At 39.5% G+C, this 18,214-nt stretch carries 16 protein-coding genes and 1 riboswitch; of the genes, 14 read left to right on the forward strand and 2 right to left on the reverse strand.

Annotation, left to right across the window (positions count from 1 at the left end; genetic code table 11):
• Window positions 1-25: 25 nt before the first annotated feature.
• The gene (locus BHU72_RS05895) at window positions 26-2,161 is read left to right on the forward strand and encodes a methyl-accepting chemotaxis protein (RefSeq protein ID WP_069701714.1); all 2,136 of its coding nucleotides are present in this window, start codon (window positions 26-28) and stop codon (window positions 2,159-2,161) included.
• A gap of 14 nt (window positions 2,162-2,175) precedes the next feature.
• Window positions 2,176-2,739 (forward strand): chemotaxis protein CheW, encoded by a 564-nt coding sequence (locus BHU72_RS05900; RefSeq protein WP_083248286.1) that lies wholly within the window; start codon window positions 2,176-2,178, stop codon window positions 2,737-2,739.
• A 303-nt stretch (window positions 2,740-3,042) separates the two neighbouring features.
• On the opposite strand, the gene BHU72_RS05905 is transcribed toward BHU72_RS05900, so the two are convergent.
• Together BHU72_RS05905 and BHU72_RS05910 are read right to left on the reverse strand one after the other, a co-directional pair.
• Window positions 3,043-3,918, reverse strand: coding sequence for a YqhG family protein (locus tag BHU72_RS05905; protein WP_069701715.1), 876 nt, complete (start codon window positions 3,916-3,918; stop codon window positions 3,043-3,045).
• Window positions 3,902-5,605 carry a DEAD/DEAH box helicase gene (locus BHU72_RS05910; protein ID WP_083248287.1) on the reverse strand — a complete coding sequence of 568 codons (1,704 nt, stop codon included), beginning with the start codon at window positions 5,603-5,605 and terminating at the stop codon, window positions 3,902-3,904. The genes BHU72_RS05905 and BHU72_RS05910 overlap by 17 nt, the downstream gene beginning before the upstream one ends.
• A 176-nt stretch (window positions 5,606-5,781) precedes the next feature.
• Window positions 5,782-5,884, forward strand: a riboswitch (glycine riboswitch).
• Between the two features lie 198 nt (window positions 5,885-6,082).
• Here BHU72_RS05910 and gcvT point away from each other — a divergent pair.
• The 12 genes from gcvT to efp all read left to right on the forward strand — a co-directional run bounded on the left by gcvT (window position 6,083) and on the right by efp (window position 18,169).
• A complete protein-coding gene (gene gcvT, locus BHU72_RS05915) occupies window positions 6,083-7,192 on the forward strand; it encodes a glycine cleavage system aminomethyltransferase GcvT (protein WP_069701716.1) in 1,110 nt (369 codons plus the stop codon).
• A gap of 93 nt (window positions 7,193-7,285) precedes the next feature.
• Window positions 7,286-7,678, forward strand: coding sequence for a glycine cleavage system protein GcvH (gene gcvH, locus BHU72_RS05920; protein ID WP_069701717.1), 393 nt, complete (start codon window positions 7,286-7,288; stop codon window positions 7,676-7,678).
• Between the two features lies 1 nt (window position 7,679).
• The gene (gene gcvPA, locus BHU72_RS05925; RefSeq protein WP_069701718.1) at window positions 7,680-9,026 is read left to right on the forward strand and encodes an aminomethyl-transferring glycine dehydrogenase subunit GcvPA; all 1,347 of its coding nucleotides are present in this window, start codon (window positions 7,680-7,682) and stop codon (window positions 9,024-9,026) included.
• Complete coding sequence (gene gcvPB / locus BHU72_RS05930; RefSeq protein WP_069701719.1) at window positions 9,023-10,477, forward strand: aminomethyl-transferring glycine dehydrogenase subunit GcvPB; 1,455 nt, start codon at window positions 9,023-9,025, stop codon at window positions 10,475-10,477. Before gcvPA ends, gcvPB begins: the two co-directional genes overlap by 4 nt.
• A complete protein-coding gene (gene lipS1, locus BHU72_RS05935; RefSeq protein WP_069701720.1) occupies window positions 10,478-11,377 on the forward strand; it encodes a LipS1 family lipoyl synthase in 900 nt (299 codons plus the stop codon). It begins immediately after the preceding gene.
• On the forward strand, window positions 11,374-12,372 hold the full coding sequence (gene lipS2, locus BHU72_RS05940) for a LipS2 family lipoyl synthase (protein WP_069701721.1): 999 nt from the start codon (window positions 11,374-11,376) through the stop codon (window positions 12,370-12,372). The genes lipS1 and lipS2 overlap by 4 nt, the downstream gene beginning before the upstream one ends.
• A 41-nt stretch (window positions 12,373-12,413) precedes the next feature.
• Window positions 12,414-13,226, forward strand: coding sequence for a lipoate--protein ligase family protein (locus BHU72_RS05945; protein ID WP_069701722.1), 813 nt, complete (start codon window positions 12,414-12,416; stop codon window positions 13,224-13,226).
• A 64-nt stretch (window positions 13,227-13,290) separates the two neighbouring features.
• Window positions 13,291-13,632, forward strand: a complete 342-nt coding sequence (locus BHU72_RS05950; RefSeq protein WP_069702026.1) for an ArsR/SmtB family transcription factor — start codon at window positions 13,291-13,293, stop codon at window positions 13,630-13,632.
• Between the two features lie 45 nt (window positions 13,633-13,677).
• Window positions 13,678-15,939, forward strand: a complete 2,262-nt coding sequence (locus BHU72_RS05955) for a vitamin B12-dependent ribonucleotide reductase (protein ID WP_069701723.1) — start codon at window positions 13,678-13,680, stop codon at window positions 15,937-15,939.
• 117 nt (window positions 15,940-16,056) lie between these two features.
• Window positions 16,057-16,506, forward strand: coding sequence for a type II 3-dehydroquinate dehydratase (aroQ, locus tag BHU72_RS05960; RefSeq protein ID WP_069701724.1), 450 nt, complete (start codon window positions 16,057-16,059; stop codon window positions 16,504-16,506).
• Between the two features lie 12 nt (window positions 16,507-16,518).
• Window positions 16,519-17,601, forward strand: coding sequence for a M24 family metallopeptidase (locus tag BHU72_RS05965; RefSeq protein ID WP_069701725.1), 1,083 nt, complete (start codon window positions 16,519-16,521; stop codon window positions 17,599-17,601).
• 10 nt (window positions 17,602-17,611) lie between these two features.
• A complete protein-coding gene (gene efp, locus BHU72_RS05970) occupies window positions 17,612-18,169 on the forward strand; it encodes an elongation factor P (protein WP_069701726.1) in 558 nt (185 codons plus the stop codon).
• Window positions 18,170-18,214 lie beyond the last annotated feature (45 nt).

The raw sequence follows: 18,214 nt of genomic DNA on the forward strand, positions 1-18,214 counted from the left end.
CTAACTAATAAAGGAGCTAAAAAGTATGAATTTCAGAAGTATTAAGTTTAAGCTGATTCTAATTTTCTTAATTATTGGTATCGTTCCAGCATTGGCAATAAGCATCAGTAGTTATTTAGAAGCGCAAAGTAATATTCAAAAAGAGGTTATAAATAAGACACAGATGTATCTTGAACTGGTAAAGCATGACATTGATGCTACTTTTGCAATGAAAAAGAGTAGCGCAGAGAATCTAACAATTTCCTCTCAAGTGTTTCAAGGTTTTGATGCTTTAAGACAAGATAATTGGAATGTTGGTAGTGCACGATGGTTACCATACGAAGCGCAAATCGCTCCACTGTTTGAGAAGGCAGTTAAGGATAATGGTTTAGCATCAATTTTTATCGTACGTCCTGACGGACTCGTTGTATATAGTACGGATTCTAAATTACTTGGATTAAATCTTAGTCAACGCGGTTACATACAAAATGCGTTAAAGGGCGAAACTGGTTGGTCAGACCTTTTTTATTCTGACGCAGTAAAACAAAATATTCTTGCTTTAGGTACACCTATTCAACAAAATGGCACAACTGGCGACATAATTGCCGTTCTGAATATCGTTGTTGATGGGAACGGACTTGATAACATGCTTCATGGAAACTTACAGTCATTAGGTGAAACGGCAGATGCATATCTAATCGATACGGAAGGTCTGTTACTAACGAATACTAAATTTGGAGACTATCAAACGGATGCTGCTTTAAAGCAGACGATGCAAACAGACGCAGTTACACTATTATCTCCACAGATAAAATCTGGTAATTTGAACTTTGTTGAATACCTTGAGTATCTAGATTATGTAGGGGAACCGACAATTGGGAGCTTTGGAGTTATCAAACTTGGGGATACTCCAGTCGGTATGGTAGCGGAAATCTATCAATATGAAGCATATGCTGGAGTTGCCACTATGCGGAATTTTATGTTCGTTGTGATGGCGATTTCTATAATTTTGATAGTGATTGCAGGATTTATGTTCTCTTCAACATTTATTAAACCGATAAAGCACATGCAAGAAGTTTTAGCGCGTTTAGGTAATAATGATTTAACTGTAAGGGCTCAAGTAGATTCGAAGGATGAAATTGGGCAAATGGCTGATGACCTAAATAATACAATTGAAAGTCTTAACGATACAATCTTAAAGGTTCGTGAAACTGTAGAAACAGTATCCCATGGAGCAGGGGAAATTGCTGCAGGAAACCAAGATTTATCGCAACGTACCGAAGAACAAGCATCAGCTTTAGAGGAAATCTCTGCTACCGTAGAAGAAATAACATCCTCTTTAGAAACTTCTGCTTCTAATTCAGTTGAGGCAGATAACATCTCACAAACAACCCTTGGCATTGTCTATGAAGGGGAAAAAGTGGTCGGTCATTTAAAAGAGTCTATGAATGATATCACAAAGGGAAGTCAGGAAATTGCCGAGATTATCTCTACTGTTAATGACATTGCATTCCAAACAAACCTATTAGCATTGAACGCAGCAGTAGAGGCTGCACGTGCTGGCGAACAAGGGCGCGGATTTGCCGTAGTTGCTGCTGAAGTTCGTAACCTAGCAGGGCGATCCGCAGAAGCTGCAAAAGAGATTGAAAAGCTGATTAAGAACAGCATAGTAAAAGTAGATAAAGGGAATGAGCAGATGCAAGATGCTCAAGAAGTGTTACATCGTATTGTAGAAAATACGAAACGCACAACAGATGTTGTTGGGGAAATATCTTCATCCTTAAAAGAACAAACAGTTGCCGTAGCAGATATCCGTAAGGCAATTGAAGAGTTAAATCAAGTAACGCAACAAAATGCTTCACTGGTAGAAGAAATTGCAAGCTCCAGTGAAAACATGAGTAGCGAAGCAATTGGTCTGGCAGAGATTGTGAACATTTTTGATGTGGAAGTATCTGGTTCTAAGAATCAGGACATGAAATCAAAAAAATCTTCAGAGAAAGAATCACCGAAAAAGCAAGAGGTGAAAAAATCTACTCGTAAGAAAGACTTTTCACAAAAGGAAGCTGTTCGCCAAGTAGCAGCAACGGGTAAATCTAAAACAGCACGCCAACAAACGCAGGCGAGTAAAATAGACGAAGATGACTTATTTGATTTCAATGAAAGTGACTTTGAGAAATTCTAAAAGGGGGGAGTGCAATGCCGAATACTGCAGCTAAGCTAAATGACGGGTTCCAAAATTCTCGTTCTGAGTTTAACAAAGAAGGTAATGAACCGCAATTTGTAACGTTTCAGATTGGTCAAGAAGAATATGGTATCGATATCATGCTAGTGCAAGAAATCATCCGCTATGAGCGACCGACTAAAGTGTTTAACGCGAATCCATCGATTAAAGGTGTTATGAACTTCCGCGGGAATGTCATACCAATCATCGATATGCGCAAGAAGTTTAACCTCCCGAAAAGTGAGTATGATGAGCATACAGTCGTAATCGTTATTGAAGTAAATCAGAAAACCTTAGGGATGATTGTTGACCGCGTTTCAGATATTATTAGTTTCCCAGTCAAAGATATTCAGTATGTTGATCGAGAGTTTGCCGAAGATATGATGACTGAACATCTAAAGGGAATGGCGAAAACAGGGAAGAGAATCATAATGCTACTAGATCCTCTTCGAGTGATGTCTTTTGAAGAATACAAACAATTAAAAGAAGTTTCACTGAGTAGTTGTAATTCCGTGTCTGAAGAATCAGATGAAGAGTAAACGGGCTGGCGTACTATCTATACCAGTGTATCTTGAATAATAAACCTTAACGAAGAAAGAGAAGTCGCTGAACTGGCAACTTCTCTTCTTTAGTACATCAGAATTTATAAATTATATCTGATGTACATAGCTTTGCATTAGCAACACATCAGTAAATAAATTACTGTGTTTTTGCGTCAGTGCAACTAAGGCATTCACCTGCGTGTTAAGGACTTGGTGTATGCCAAGTTTTGTTTATATCATATAATCTGATATCTTTTTTCTGTTGTTTAGTAGTTTTTTTAGTGCCGATGATTTTTATCACTACACCATAAATATTAAAACAATCGAGTACGGGCTAATTTCAACGCGTGGACTGAATTGCCATTTTACTTCATCAATTCTTTGCTTCTTTTCGAAATTTAATACCTCTAATTCCTCCTGCAAATCTTTATAATCAGGTAAGCGCTGCTCATCTAACAATAAATCCTGAAGGGATTTTTGCTTTTCTTCTAGCTGTGTATCGAAATAGCTTTCAATTTGCCCGATTTCTTCCATCATCACTTGGCTTGCTTGCTTAGCCCATTTATGATCAATCTCAGTCACGTAATTACATAGGTCTTCTTCCATCATAGTGAAAGCTTTCTCATAAGTGATAGTAGGTTCTTGCAATAGACTATCATGGGGCTTCACTTCACTTAATGGGAACATCGTAATATTATTATAGAAATTCCGAAAAAGCTGCCCGGTTTGCATGTTTATTCCTAAAGAATATAAATGATCTTGTGTCTTGTCTGCAAGTAATGAAACTCTCATATTCATTAGTAAGTACGGACGAAGGGTTGAGCGACTCAGTCGCGATTTTGGTGGGAAATACTGATACAACCTGCCGATTTTTCCTCTTCTTCTGGCAGAGTTTAATATATTATGAAACCGAATGGAACCCATCGTAATGAGCTCACAGTCACTTTTATCTTCTGGTGGGTCGACCTTTGGGTCAAAGGCAAAATGCATAACAGTAGGTTCTGGTTGTTGTCCTAAGGAGTCTAAGTACATCCAATAATAGGGGCGGTGAATTAACTCCTTATCAACATCTACAGGTAATTTTACAGAAAAGATAGGATCGCTTTTATCACTGATAATTTCTGATTTCACTGCTTCGAAATATCGTTTCACAAAATGATCAGTTGAGAATGTCAAGGCATGCGCTCTCCTTTTCTAATTCTTTTTTAGCCTCTAGTATCTTTTCACCGAGTTCATTGATTTTTGCATTTAGCTCCTCTTTATTTTCGGTACGATAGACTAAATCTAATAGACTGGATTCAAGTTTTTGCCCCTTCGGCATATTTAATTTTGCTAAGATGCTATCTAATTCTCCTATGACCATTTCAAACATATTGATTTTTTCCTGTAAAAGAAATAGGATATGTTCTTCAATTGTGTCTTTCGTTGAGAAGTTGTAAATATGGACGTCGCGTGATTGCCCAAGACGATGGACACGTCCTATCCTTTGTTCTATACGCATCGGATTCCAGGGTAAGTCATAATTAATTATGTTATTACAGAACTGCAAATTGATGCCTTCTCCACCGGCCTCCGTAGCTACCATGACTTGCGCACGAGAAAAGAATAAATCCTTCATCCATTCTTTTTTTCCACGCTTGAAACCTCCGCGATATGGTACTGAGGAAATCTTATGATGAGCAAGAAACATTTGCAGGAATTCCTGTGTAGCACGGTATTCTGTAAAGACAATGACTTTATCATTGATATTTTTAATGATTTCTACTAACTTCTCCGCTTTAGCAATCCGTTTGACAGTTCTACAGATATCAATTAGCTTGCGAATTTCAGTGTCGAGGTGTGTTCCTTGCTCGACGGACTTTAACATGTGTACTAATGTTAAGAAAGTAGCATCGGTACTACTGCACACTTCACGTTGTAGAGTTAATAATGATAACATATTCAAATCGCGATGATTTCTAATAAAGTCAGTAATTGCATCGTATAGATTGCGTTCTTCATCAGATAACTCAACGGTAGTTGTATGGACATGGCGAGCGACAAATTCAACGCCTCCATCCCGCCGTTTGTTACGAATCATTACTTTATCGATGAGTTTTTTCAGATCTTCCTTGTTCTTTGGTTTCCGTTTCTTTTCTACAAAGTTTTGTAGGAAGTCTGTATAGTTACCAAGCTGACCGGGCTTCAAAAGTGTAATGAGATTGAATAGCTCATCAAGGCTATTTTGTACAGGTGTTGCCGTTAATAATAGACAGTATTTTTTCTTAATTTTATTAATGTTTTGCCAGTTCTTTGTTTTTCTGTTTTTCAGCTTATGGGCTTCATCAATGATCAACATGTCATATTCATTACTCAAAATAATATCTAAATGGTCTTCGCGCTTTGCAGTGTCGAGTGAAGCGACCACAATATCTGCATCCCAAGAATAATGCTTTCTATGGGCTGTAGCTTGGATTGCAAATTTCTCATTCAATTCTCTTGTCCATTGTAGAACTAGAGATGCAGGAACAAGAATTAGGATTTTTTTTACTAATCCTCTTAACATATACTCTTTTATAATTAAACCAGCTTCGATAGTTTTCCCTAGACCAACTTCATCAGCAAGGATTGCACGACCACGCATTTCACTAATGACTCGTTGTGCCGTTTTAATTTGATGAGGATATGGAATAATTTGCGGTAAATGCTTTAGACACTCTAATTGATGAAAATCTTTTGCCATTAGTATTTTTTCCGCTTCATGGGCAAGCTCTATAAGTGGCCAAGAATCAGAACGTTTCTGCTCCATATATTCATGGAAGTGATCATACAGCTGTCGATTAATGTAAATAGGAAAAAGTTCTGTTTCTTGTAAGACCTGCATGCTCTCTCCTCCTAGATAATCAAATTTCTCGAATAGTCATATTTCTACTAGCTTTGTCATAGTGTTAACGAAATCAATGGTTTTTATGCTTTTCTAGCATTTTAAAAGCTGGCATACAATCCATTGATTGCTTGAAAATTGATATGATATAATCAGGAAGAAAAAAATATTGCGAATGATTGTTTAAAGGAGAGTTGGCGAACTGCCACGCCGAAGGAGCAAGAAGGTTATTATCCTATAATCTTTGAATCTCTCAGGCCCACGTACTTTAACAAGACGCATCTCTGGAGAGTGCTATTGATATAGCCACCAAAGGGGTAATTACAAACTCTCAGGTATAAAGGACAGAGAAAAACGGATGCCGTTTTTCTTATGTCCTTTTTTTAATATCTTTTTTTATGAAAGTACCATGTATTCAAAGAGTATATTGTAACAATGTACACTTCTAAGAACGTATCAAGACATTAGGAGGCGACTATGGAAAACCTGCAAAAAACTCCATTATATCCACTGTATGAGAAGTATGGTGGTAAAATCATTGATTTTCACGGATGGGCATTGCCAGTTCAATTTCAAGGCATCATTGATGAACATCGGGCCGTTAGGACAGCAGCAGGGTTCTTTGATGTTTCTCACATGGGTGAAATCGTCATCAAAGGCAAAGATGCTGAAAGATTTATCAATCACCTTGTAACAAATGAAATTTCGAAAATGAGAATAGGTCAGGCATTATATGCAATTATGTGTTATGAGCATGGTGGAGCAATTGACGACCTCATTGTATATAAACTATCGGACATAGAGTTTCTATGTGTTGTCAATGCTTCAAATAATTCGAAAGACTATCAATGGATGATTACACAGAAGGAAACTGAAAGTTTCGATGTTGAAATTCTCAATCAATCCAATGATATAGCACAGTTTGCCATTCAGGGACCATTAGCAAGCCAAATCTTAAGACAAATGACGGACGCTCCTATCGATACTATTAAAAAATTCCGTTTCGAGCCACATTTAGATATATGTGGCACCCCTTGTCTTGTATCTCGCACAGGATACACTGGCGAAGACGGCTTTGAAATCTATGTAAAGAATGACAAAGCACTAGATTTAGCGGAGAAGGTATTACAAAAAGGAATGCCGATGGGGCTTTTACCGATTGGGTTAGGGGCTCGGGACACATTACGTTTAGAAGCGACTCTTCCCTTATATAGTCAAGAGCTCAGTGAATCGATTACACCAATAGAAGCTGGCCTAGAGAGGTTCGTAAAATTAGACAAAGATGATTTTATTGGTAGGCAAGCATTGTCGGTGCAGAAGCGAGAAGGTGTAAACAGTAAGATTATAGGGTTACGAATGATAGAAAGGGGAATCCCTCGATCTGGGTATCCAGTCTGTGTCGATGACAAACAGATTGGTTATGTGACGTCAGGCACCCTAGCCCCGACACTACAAGAACATATAGGTCTTGCTTATATTGTCAGTGAATATGCGAGCATTGGTCAAACCCTAGCCATCGAAATCCGCGGTAAAAAAGTTCTAGCAGAGGTTATTGAACTACCATTTTTGAAATCTAAAAACAAATAACCAAATAAACAAATCTATTAATAAAAATAATTAACCAAATAAATAAACAAGTCGACAAATAGTCAAATATACAAATTACATGGAGGTATTATGATGAGTGAAGTGAAGGTAGGTCTTACATACAGCAAACAGCATGAGTGGGTGTTACAAATGGAAGGCAATATAGTCAAAATTGGAATTTCTGATTATGCTCAAAATTCGTTAGGTGATATTGTATTTGTTGAACTTCCAGAGGTAGGCCGAGTCGTGAATGCGGGCGAAACAGTTGGTGTCGTAGAGTCTGTTAAAGCAGTTTCTGATATTTATATTCCACTGAGTGGCACAATACTTGCGGTGAATCAAACGCTAGAGGATCAGCCAGAGTTATTAAATGAATCGCCCTATGAATTAGGATGGATATGTGAGCTTGAGATGTCGGATGTTTCGGAGCTTAATTCCTTATTGCAGGCAGAAGAGTACCAGGAGCTTACGAAAGAGGAGGTATAACATGAGCTTCCGGTACATACCCAATACAGATGCAGATAGAAAAGAAATGCTTTCAGCTATAGGAGTAGCATCGGTGGAAGATTTATTTGATACGATTCCAGAGCCTTTACGTTATCAAGGCACACTACAAATTCCACCCGCTCAAAGAGAAGACGAATTGATGTTGAGTATGGGGGATTTAGCTAGGAAGAATGCAACGACAGATGAGTATGCAATGTTTCTTGGTGCAGGTGCGTATGATCATTATATTCCTAGCGTAGTACCGCATTTAGTGAAACGATCAGAATTCTATACGGCCTATACTCCATATCAGCCAGAAATTTCCCAGGGAATATTACAAGCTATTTTTGAATATCAGACGATGATTAGTCATTTAACGGGTCTACCAGTCGTCAATGCGTCAATGTATGATGGTCAAACAGCTCTAGCAGAAGCTGCCACTATGGCTGCAGCCAGCACAGGTAAGAAAAAGATTCTAGTATCCGAGACGATTCATCCGGAATCTCGTCAGGTCATTCAACTGTATTGTAAGGGCCAAGGGATTGAGGTTGAACAAATCCCTTGGAAAAACGGGCAAACAGATCTAGGAGCCCTCCAGAATATGCTTAATGAGAATGTAGCCGCTATGCTCATTCAATATCCCAACTTTTTCGGTGGTATTGAAGATTTACAAGCGATTCGTGAAATTATACATGCACAAAAAGCTTTGTTTGTTATATCAACTAATCCAATCGCGTTAGGCATGCTACGTTCCCCAGGAGATTTTGGTGCCGACATTGTAGTGGGTGAAGGACAGCCATTAGGGAATCCATTGTCATTTGGTGGTCCATACCTAGGTTTTTTTGCGACCACGAATTCGCTGATGCGTAAGATTCCTGGCCGTATTGTAGGTCAAACTTTCGATGCGCAAGGGAAGCGAGGGTATGTTCTGACCCTGCAGGCAAGGGAGCAACATATTCGCAGAGAAAAGGCGACCTCCAATATTTGCTCGAATCAAGCCCTTAATGCTCTTACTGCGACCATCTATTTATCTGCATTAGGGAAGACAGGTTTTCGTGAATTGAGTGAGACCAATATGCAAAAAGCACATTATTTATTTGATAGACTACACACAAACTCTAAAATAGAATTTCCTTTTAACACGCCGTTTTTTAATGAATTCGTGATTCAATTGCCGCAAGACATTGAGGAAGTAAACGCGAAGCTTTTAAAAAGAAAAATCATTGGCGGATATGACTTAGGAAAGGTCGCCATAGAGTTAGAAAGACACATGTTAATTGCTGTTACGGAAAAACGTACCAAACAACAAATGGATCAATTGGTTCAGGCATTGGAGGAGATTCTATGACACATCCCTTGATTTTTGAAATCTCCAAGGAAGGGCGAAGAGCAAGTACTGTTCCGAAGATGGATGTACCTTTTAAGGAATTGAATCAGATGTTGCCTGAGAACTTCATAAGGATACAGCCTGTAGATTTACCAGAAGTAAGTGAAGTGGAGCTAGTGCGCCATTATACTGCACTTTCGAGAAGGAATTTTGGTGTCGATAACGGCTTTTATCCATTAGGATCTTGTACGATGAAATATAATCCGAAAATCAACGAAGATGTTGCAGGTCTTTCGGGTTTTACTAATATTCATCCCTATCAGGATTCTTCCAACGTGCAAGGTGCATTGCAGTTACTATATGAGCTACAAAGAGATTTATCAGAAATCACAGGCATGGAGCAGTTTTCACTGCAGCCTGCAGCTGGCGCACATGGCGAGTGGGTGGGTCTGATGATGATTCGAGCGTATCATGAGGCTAGAGGAGAGAAGCGCACGAAGGTAATAGTCCCAGATACAGCCCATGGCACGAATCCTGCAAGTGCCACAGTCGCAGGATATGATGTCGTAACAATCCGCTCCAATTTATATGGGGCAGTTGACTTGAATGAATTACGAAAGCATTTAGATAGTGATGTAGCAGCCCTCATGCTAACCAACCCTAGTACGTTAGGTTTATTTGAAGAAAATATTACAGAAATTGCCGATATGGTGCATGCTTGCGGTGGATTGTTATATTACGATGGTGCGAATCTCAACGCTATCATTGGGCAAACTCGTCCTGGGGACATGGGGTTTGATGTTGTGCATCTAAATCTCCATAAAACATTCGCAACTCCTCATGGTGGTGGTGGACCAGGGGCGGGCCCTGTTGGTGTGGCATCAAAGCTTGTCCCTTATCTGCCAGTACCAAGGATTGAGAAACAGGAAGAACTATACTTTCTGAATTATGATGCACCACAGTCAATCGGTAAAAGTAAAGGATTTTATGGGAATTTTGGTGTGCTAGTGCGAGCATATGCCTATATTCGAACGATGGGGCCGGAAGGCTTACAAGCAGTTTCTGAGAATGCAGTACTTAACGCCAACTATATGATGAATGAACTGAAAAAGCACTACTACCTTCCGTTTGATCAAGTATGTATGCATGAATTTGTATTATCCGCATCTAATCAAAAGAAACAAGGTGTACGTGCTATCGATATTGCCAAGCGACTATTAGATTACGGTTACCATCCTCCGACAATCTATTTTCCATTGATTATTGATGAGGCGATTATGATTGAACCAACAGAGACAGAGAGCAAGGAAACATTAGACCAGTTCGTTCAAGTTATGATTAAGATTGCACAAGATATAATGGAGAATCCAGAGGAAATATTAGAGGCTCCCAAGACCACTTCATATAAAAGATTTGATGAAACGAAGGCTGCTCGTACTCCAATCGTAAAATGGCAGAAGGAGAATGTATAAATGGAACCAATCCTTCACATCGCTTCTCCATTAGTACAACTCTTGAGCGAAAGTTGGAAGGTTCGACAGATGAATTTTCCCATGACAATTCACTTCGATTACCCAGAGCGGACACCTGCTGTCAGCTTAACAGGCTCTCATTGTGAGCTTGATTGCGCTCATTGTGGAGGTCATTACTTAAAGGGAATGGCAGACAAGCAGACAGCACATCAAGCAATAGCAAGTAAAAGTGCACAGTCCTGTCTAATCAGTGGTGGCTGTAATCACCATGGAGCAGTCAATGTAATGAGTGAGATGCCTTATATCGAGTCATTGAAGCAACAGCTTCACGGTCATAAAACAGTAAATATGCATGTAGGGGTCATGAATCAAGAACAGATTCGCAAGGTCGCCGATGTTGCAGATATCGTATCATATGATCTCGTAGGAGATGATGAAACGATTGCGGAGGTATATGGTACGGATTGTTGTGTCAAGGATTACGAGGATTGCTATGTGGAACTCCGTAAACATACTCAAGTAGTCCCACATATATGTATTGGGCTACGCGGAGGAAAGCTAGGGCATGAATTCCATGCATTAGAGATTTTGCAACGGCATGGAGCGGAATCTATCGTTTTCATTGTATTCATACCTACTAAGGGCACAAGATATGCAGATAGACAGCCACCTGTTATAGAAGAAGTCATAGAACTGATTGCTAAGGCAAGACTTATGTTCCCGAATATTCCAATCTCTCTTGGTTGCATGCGTCCGAAAGGAGCCTATCGTGCGAAGCTGGACTGTTTAGCCATTCAAGCAGGAGTGAATCGGATGGTGATCCCTACTGCACCAGCGAGAATGCTAGCAGAACAACTGCAGTTAACGGCAATAAAGGGCGAGGAGTGCTGTGTGTTATGAGTGAAGCTAACCAACGGATTAAGGTTTCAGCGGGAACATTACAAGCACTTGGTATACGAAAGAGTCGTGTAGATGCAACATCTACAACTGCATATTTGTTATCAGAAGGTGAATGTCAGAATCGATGCTCCTTTTGTGCGCAAGCAACAAGCAGTCAGGCAAAAGCAAATGTATTAGGGAGAATTTCTTGGCCTGAACAGGATATCCAATCGATTGCAGCAAAGATAGAAACCGCGTATCAGCAAAAACGCGTGAGGCGTACCTGTTTGCAAGTCGTACGTAATCCTGAGGCGAAACAGTACATTGAAGAAGTTGTAGGAGCCATTACACAACAATCAACAATTCCAATATGCGTTTCTGCAGATATAAATAGCTTGGATGAAATTCAAGATTTACTAGATATGGGTGTAGAGAAAGTGAGTATTGCTTTGGATGCGGTCAATCCAAAGATTTTTCAATCAGTAAAAGGTGGCTCTTTAGAACATCGCCTCAAACTGCTAACGACTGCTGCGCAATATTTCCCGAATCGTATGAGTACCCACTTAATTGTTGGTTTAGGAGAAACTGAGCAAGAGATGGTGGAAATGATTGATAGACTCTTGCAAAAGCATATAACAATCGCATTATTTGCTTTTACACCCATTAAAGGAACGGCACTACAGTTTCAGCCTGCACCAGTAATTGGACACTATCGAAGAGTACAGATCGCCCTGTACTTATTAATGAACCACAAGACACAGTATGAACATTTACAATTCGATACCGCAGGTAAGATTATCGATTTTGGACTAACGAAACACCAAATAGTAGAGGTTTTATTGGATACGAGCGGCAAGGCGTTTGAAACGACTGGTTGTGATGATTGTAACCGACCATACTATAATGAGAAACCGGGAAAAACTTTATATAATTACCCATACGCATTAAATGTAGAGCAAGTGAAGCAAGCAATATTGGATGCGGAAATCATCGATGTTTCGGACTTGAAAAGTTAAGTTTTAAGAAAAATAGGTTTTACGAAGAGTAGGTGTTATGAATGGAAGAATGGCGGTTAATAATAGACCAGGAGCCACTTGCGGGAAGTATGAATATGGCAATTGATGAAGCGATTCATACCCTTTATACGAGTGTTAACAGACCTACTTTAAGATTTTATCAGTGGGCACGGCCAACAATTTCAATCGGATATTTTCAGTTTTTAGAGCGAGAGATTGATGGGCAAGCGCTAAAAGAGAGAAACATGGATATCATAAGAAGACAAACAGGGGGACGGACCGTCCTACATAGCAATGAAATCACCTATAGTATCGTTATACCAGAACAGCATGCGAAACTGCCCCCGGGGACGAATGATTCCTACCGAAAGATTAGCCAATGCTTGCAAGTAGGCTTTCGCTATTTACAAATAGAAACTTCGTGGAAATCTAATGTGGAAAAAATGCACCATCAGACATCTGCCTGCTTTGATACTCCAGCAAAGTATGAACTTCTCATCGATGGGAAGAAAATTGTCGGGAGCGCACAAAAGCGAGAAGCAGGAGTCATTTTACAGCATGGCTCGATACCGATAAAGAACCACGCGTATGATTTATTCGATGTGTTAAAGTTTGAATCCGTTGAAGAGCGGAAACATATGAGAAAAAGGTATGAAACAAAGGCGTCATACCTTGAAGAAGTTGTGTTAGGAGAAGTGTCTTCAGAACAAGTAATACACGCATTTTGCAAAGGATTTCAGGAGGTTTTCGCAGTGCATCTAAAGGCAGAAAGACTCTTAGATGAGGAAAAAAAGCTCGCCCTATCCCTAGTGGCAAATAAATATGGAACTCACCAATGGAATTATCGACGATAGTGAATTGCTAGAACGAAAGAATTACAGTATGATAATAAAAAATAGGCTAGGGGTGAATGTCCTAATGAATTTGCGTGTAGAAATGCTAAAGGCACTTGCGGATGAAACACGTCTGCAAATTCTATCGATGCTTTACGTAAGGGATTGCTGTGTGTGTGAGTTGACTTACGGATTAGAAAAGACACAACCATCTATATCGCAGCATTTGCGTAAAATGAAACATGCAGGGTTGGTTACGGAAAATAAACAGGGATCTTGGGTAATTTACTCTTTACGAAAAGACATTCCCCAGTGGATTCATTTGCTATTACAAGAAGTGAATAAACCAGAGGAAATATTTCATAAGATACAGCAGAGTGATTTGAATTTACCTTGTTCACTTCAAGGGAAAATCACCAATTGTTAATGTTACCATTTATTAAAGTTACCATTTCCAAGGGAGTGACGTTCTATGGAGCTCAGTCAAAATGCTAGAATCGTATTAGAAAAGCGATATCTAAAAAAAGAAAACGGACAAGTCATAGAAACTCCTGAACAATTACTGAAAAGAGTAGCGCAAAATGTAGCACAAGCGGATTATAATTACCAGAAAAGCCCTGAACAAGTGGCTGAAGTAGAGCAAGGATTTTTTGAAATCATGGATAGTTTAGAATTCCTACCGAACTCTCCGACGTTGATGAATGCAGGGAATGAACTGCAGCAGCTTTCGGCTTGTTTCGTACTTCCTGTAGAAGATTCGATGGAAGGTATATTCGATGCGTTAAAATATGCGGCGTTAATACATAAGAGCGGTGGTGGGACTGGATTTTCATTTTCTCGTCTTCGCCCGAAACATGATATTGTAAGGACAACGGGCGGGGTAGCGAGTGGCCCGCTTTCTTTTATGAAGATTTTTAATACTGCGACGGATGTAGTGAAACAAGGAGGCACTCGAAGAGGGGCCAACATGGCAATTTTAAGAGTGGACCATCCAGACATTATTGAATTTATAAAAGCCAAGAAAAATAAAGAAGAATTTACGAATTTTAATTTTTCTGTAGGAATTACACAATCATTTATGGATGCGGTTGTGAACAGTGAGAATTATCCGTTAGTTCATCCAAAACAGGGACATGTTGTAGAAGAGCTATCGGCACAAAAGGTATTTGACTTACTTGTAGAAATGGCCTGGGATAATGGTGAACCAGGGATTGTATTTCTAGATCGGATTAATCAGGATAACCCAACACCTGCAGTAGGAGATATAGAAAGCACTAATCCTTGTGGTGAACAACCACTACTACCCTATGAATCCTGCAATTTAGGATCAGTAAATCTTAGTAAGTTCGTGAGGAACCAAGCAATTGATTATGATCGGTTGAAGCAAGTGATACATACAGCCATACATTTCTTAGATAATGTCATTGATATGAATCAATATCCCTTGCCAGAAGTTGAGCAAATCACGAAAGCAAATCGCAAGATTGGTCTAGGAGTTATGGGGTTTGCCGATATGCTGATTCAATTAGGCCTGCCATATCAATCGACACAAGCAATTCAGACAGCGAAAGATGTCATGGGATTTATTCGTCAAGAAGCAAGAAATGCATCGAATACATTAGCTGAGAAGCGTGGCATGTTCCCAAATTTCCCTAATAGTATCTATCAGCAAGCAAGCAAGCATCTTCCGTTACGGAATGCAACACTCACTACAATCGCGCCAACGGGTACATTAAGTATCCTTGCCAGTAGCTCTTCAGGCATAGAGCCGCTGTATTCTATCGCGTTTACGAGGACAATTTTAGATGGGCAAAAGCTTGTAGAAGTCCATCCATATTTTAAAGAGTTAGCCGAGCAAAAGGGATTTTATTCAAAAGAGCTCATTGAAAGGATTGCGCGTACTGGATCAGTACAAGGATTCAACGAAGTACCGCAAGACATTCAAGCATTGTTCGTAACGGCACATGATATAACACCAGAAGCACATGTGCGCATGCAAGCGGCATTTCAAGAATATACAGATAATGCAGTTTCGAAAACAGTAAACTTCCCTCATGATGCAACTCAAGATGACATCAGTCAAGCATTTATTCTTGCTTACCAGCTTGGCTGTAAAGGAATTACAGTATATCGTGATGGTAGTAGAAGTGGCCAAGTTCTAAGCACATCGAATACTACTAAACAGACAACTAGCAATAATCCTATCCATACGCCTATCCATCCTATTAGTGAAACGCGTAACGAAAAAGCGATTATAGGTACGGAAGTTCGTCCTAGACCAGATACGACCTTTGGCCGCACGGAAAGAATTCCAACAGCTTATGGCAATATGTATGTAACGATTAATGAAGATGAATATGGAATTTGCGAAGTATTTGCCCAGACCGGGAAGTCAGGTGGCGATGCGGCTGCTAATAATGAAGCAATTGCACGATTGATTTCAATATCTCTACGAGCAGGAATTTCCGTTGAAGAAATTATCAAGCAATTGCGTGGAATTCGTGCATCATCGCCGACATGGTTTCATGGAGGAATGGTGTTATCAGGCCCTGATGGTATTGCGATTGCCCTTGAGCGCTACCTACATTTCAAGAAGACAGGGAAAGAGATGGAGCGTAATATCACAGCCATCGATTTAGCAACAATTCCAGAATGCCCGGAATGTAACGGCAAGCTACAGTACGAAGAGGGCTGCTCTAAATGTGTAAGCTGTGGATACTCAATGTGTCATTAAATTATATTCAGGAAGATATAAAGTTGAAATATATGTAGTTGAAATACACGTAGTTGGATTATTGTAGTTGAATATTTATTCACGTGATAGGTAGAAAAATATCAAGGGGGAAAAACAATGTTCGGGAAAATATTGGTTCTTCACGGAGCAAATCTTAACCGTTTAGGTAAAAGAGAGCCGGAGGTTTATGGTACACAAACATTAGCAGATATCGAACAGAATATTGATCTGTTTGTAAAAGAAAAAGGGTATACCATGGAAGCGTATCAATCGAACCATGAGGGAGCACTAATTGACCAAATCCATAACGCCGAAGGAAAGTATGATGGGATCGTTATGAATCCAGGGGCATTCACACATTACAGTATTGCTATACGTGATGCAATCAGCTCCGTCAAAGTGCCAGTAATCGAAGTGCACCTATCAAACATCTATAGTAGGGAAGAATTTCGTCATCATTCCGTTCTATCTCCAGTGTGTGTAGGTCAGATTACTGGTTTTGGAGCATATAGTTATATCTTGGGTTGCCAGGCATTAATTCAACACTTACAAAAAACAAAAGGATAAGGTGGGGAGATTTTGTTTCAAAATCGACTTGAAAAATTGCGCCAGCTTTTACAGAAGCAATCCCTTGATGCATACATTACTACGAAACAAGAAAATCGCCAATATATATCGAATTTTACCGGCACCAGCGGCTACTTATTGGTAACGGCTAATGATGCGGTACTTTTTACAGACTCACGTTACATGGAACAAGCGAAGGAGCAAATCAACAAAGGCGGTGTTTCCATACGAGTGATCGAACACGATTCGCTGTATTGGAAGACAATTGTTCAATGGCTACAGCAACAGAGTATTCAAGAGCTAGGATTTGATTCTTCTAATACTACTTTTGATACATATACACTCTGGAAAGAGCAATGGAACAACATCGATCTGAAACCTACGAATGACCTTATCGCGATATTACGTATGGTAAAAGATGCTTCAGAAATATCCGGTATCAAACAAGCTACTCAACTGACGGATGAAGCGTTTCAGTCAGTTCTTGGAATGATTCGACCAGGTATCCGTGAAATCGAGATTGCACTCGCCCTTGAATTCTATGTCAAGAAACGTGGTGCACAGCAGCTTGCCTTTGATATCATTGTCGCCAGTGGAAAGCGTTCCGCATTACCTCATGGAGTAGCAACGAATAAAATGATTGAGCCAGGGGACTTTATAACTATTGATTTCGGTATTAAGCTTAATGGGTATTGTTCGGATATGACTCGAACTGTCGTAGCAGGGAAAGCATCCAATAGGCAAAAAGAAATTTATCAGACAGTCTTGACAGCACAGCAGTTAGTACTTGATAATATAAAAGCAGGGATGACAGGGAAGAATGTGGATGAAATTGCCCGAAACTATATTTATCAAAATGGTTATCGTGGATATTTCGGACACGGCCTTGGTCATGGCCTAGGACAAGAAGTTCACGAAGGTCCAAGGTTAAGTCCTACCAGTGATACGATATTAATTCCGGGTATGGTAGTAACCGTAGAACCAGGAATTTATATTCCGAATTTCGGTGGTGTGCGCATAGAAGATGATGTTGTAATAGAAAATAATGGGTGTATGATTTTAAATTCTACCCCTAAGCATTTATTAGAACTTTAGGAGGATTCCAATGATTTCAACAAACGACTTTAAAACTGGTATGACAATTGAACTGGATAATCAAGCATGGCAAATCATCGATTTCCAGCACGTTAAACCAGGTAAGGGAGCGGCATTTGTAAGAGCAAAACTTAAAAATGTCAAAAATGGCTCTGTAAAAGAAAACACATTTAGAGCTGGTGAAAAGGTACCAAAGGCTTCTGTGCAGACAAAGCAAATGCAATATCTGTACAATAGTGCTGATGAGTATACTTTCATGGATACTGATACATATGAGCAAATGAATTTAAGTGCAAAGCAAATTGAGCGCGAACTTAAATTTTTATTAGAGAACATGAACGTATATGTGGTAATTTACAATGGTGAGGTAATTGGCGTTGAATTACCAAATACCGTTATCTTAGAAGTAACAGAAACAGAGCCTGGCATTAAAGGTGATACTGCGACTGGTGCTACGAAGAATGCTACAATGGAAACAGGCGTACTTGTACAAGTTCCTTTATTCATTAACCAAGGGGATAAGTTAATAATCGATACGCGCTCTGGATCATACGTTTCAAGAGCATAATATATAAATCACTCAATATTAAAAGAGAAAAAACTACTGCATCGA

It is taken from the genome of Desulfuribacillus stibiiarsenatis, from assembly GCF_001742305.1.
GTDB lineage: Bacteria > Bacillota > Bacilli > Desulfuribacillales > Desulfuribacillaceae > Desulfuribacillus_A > Desulfuribacillus_A stibiiarsenatis.

Bases quoted from the DNA above. Each gene is read 5' to 3' on its own strand.
- aroQ (WP_069701724.1), top strand. From the start codon at position 16,057: ATGTTCGGGAAAATATTGGTTCTTCACGGAGCAAATCTTAACCGTTTA.
- BHU72_RS05955 (WP_069701723.1), top strand. From the start codon at position 13,678: ATGGAGCTCAGTCAAAATGCTAGAATCGTATTAGAAAAGCGATATCTA.
- lipS2 (WP_069701721.1), top strand. From the start codon at position 11,374: ATGAGTGAAGCTAACCAACGGATTAAGGTTTCAGCGGGAACATTACAA.
- BHU72_RS05895 (WP_069701714.1), top strand. From the start codon at position 26: ATGAATTTCAGAAGTATTAAGTTTAAGCTGATTCTAATTTTCTTAATT.
- BHU72_RS05945 (WP_069701722.1), top strand. From the start codon at position 12,414: ATGGAAGAATGGCGGTTAATAATAGACCAGGAGCCACTTGCGGGAAGT.
- BHU72_RS05910 (WP_083248287.1), bottom strand. From the start codon at position 5,605: ATGCAGGTCTTACAAGAAACAGAACTTTTTCCTATTTACATTAATCGA.
- BHU72_RS05950 (WP_069702026.1), top strand. From the start codon at position 13,291: ATGAATTTGCGTGTAGAAATGCTAAAGGCACTTGCGGATGAAACACGT.
- BHU72_RS05900 (WP_083248286.1), top strand. From the start codon at position 2,176: ATGCCGAATACTGCAGCTAAGCTAAATGACGGGTTCCAAAATTCTCGT.
- gcvH (WP_069701717.1), top strand. From the start codon at position 7,286: ATGAGTGAAGTGAAGGTAGGTCTTACATACAGCAAACAGCATGAGTGG.
- efp (WP_069701726.1), top strand. From the start codon at position 17,612: ATGATTTCAACAAACGACTTTAAAACTGGTATGACAATTGAACTGGAT.
- lipS1 (WP_069701720.1), top strand. From the start codon at position 10,478: ATGGAACCAATCCTTCACATCGCTTCTCCATTAGTACAACTCTTGAGC.
- gcvT (WP_069701716.1), top strand. From the start codon at position 6,083: ATGGAAAACCTGCAAAAAACTCCATTATATCCACTGTATGAGAAGTAT.
- gcvPA (WP_069701718.1), top strand. From the start codon at position 7,680: ATGAGCTTCCGGTACATACCCAATACAGATGCAGATAGAAAAGAAATG.
- gcvPB (WP_069701719.1), top strand. From the start codon at position 9,023: ATGACACATCCCTTGATTTTTGAAATCTCCAAGGAAGGGCGAAGAGCA.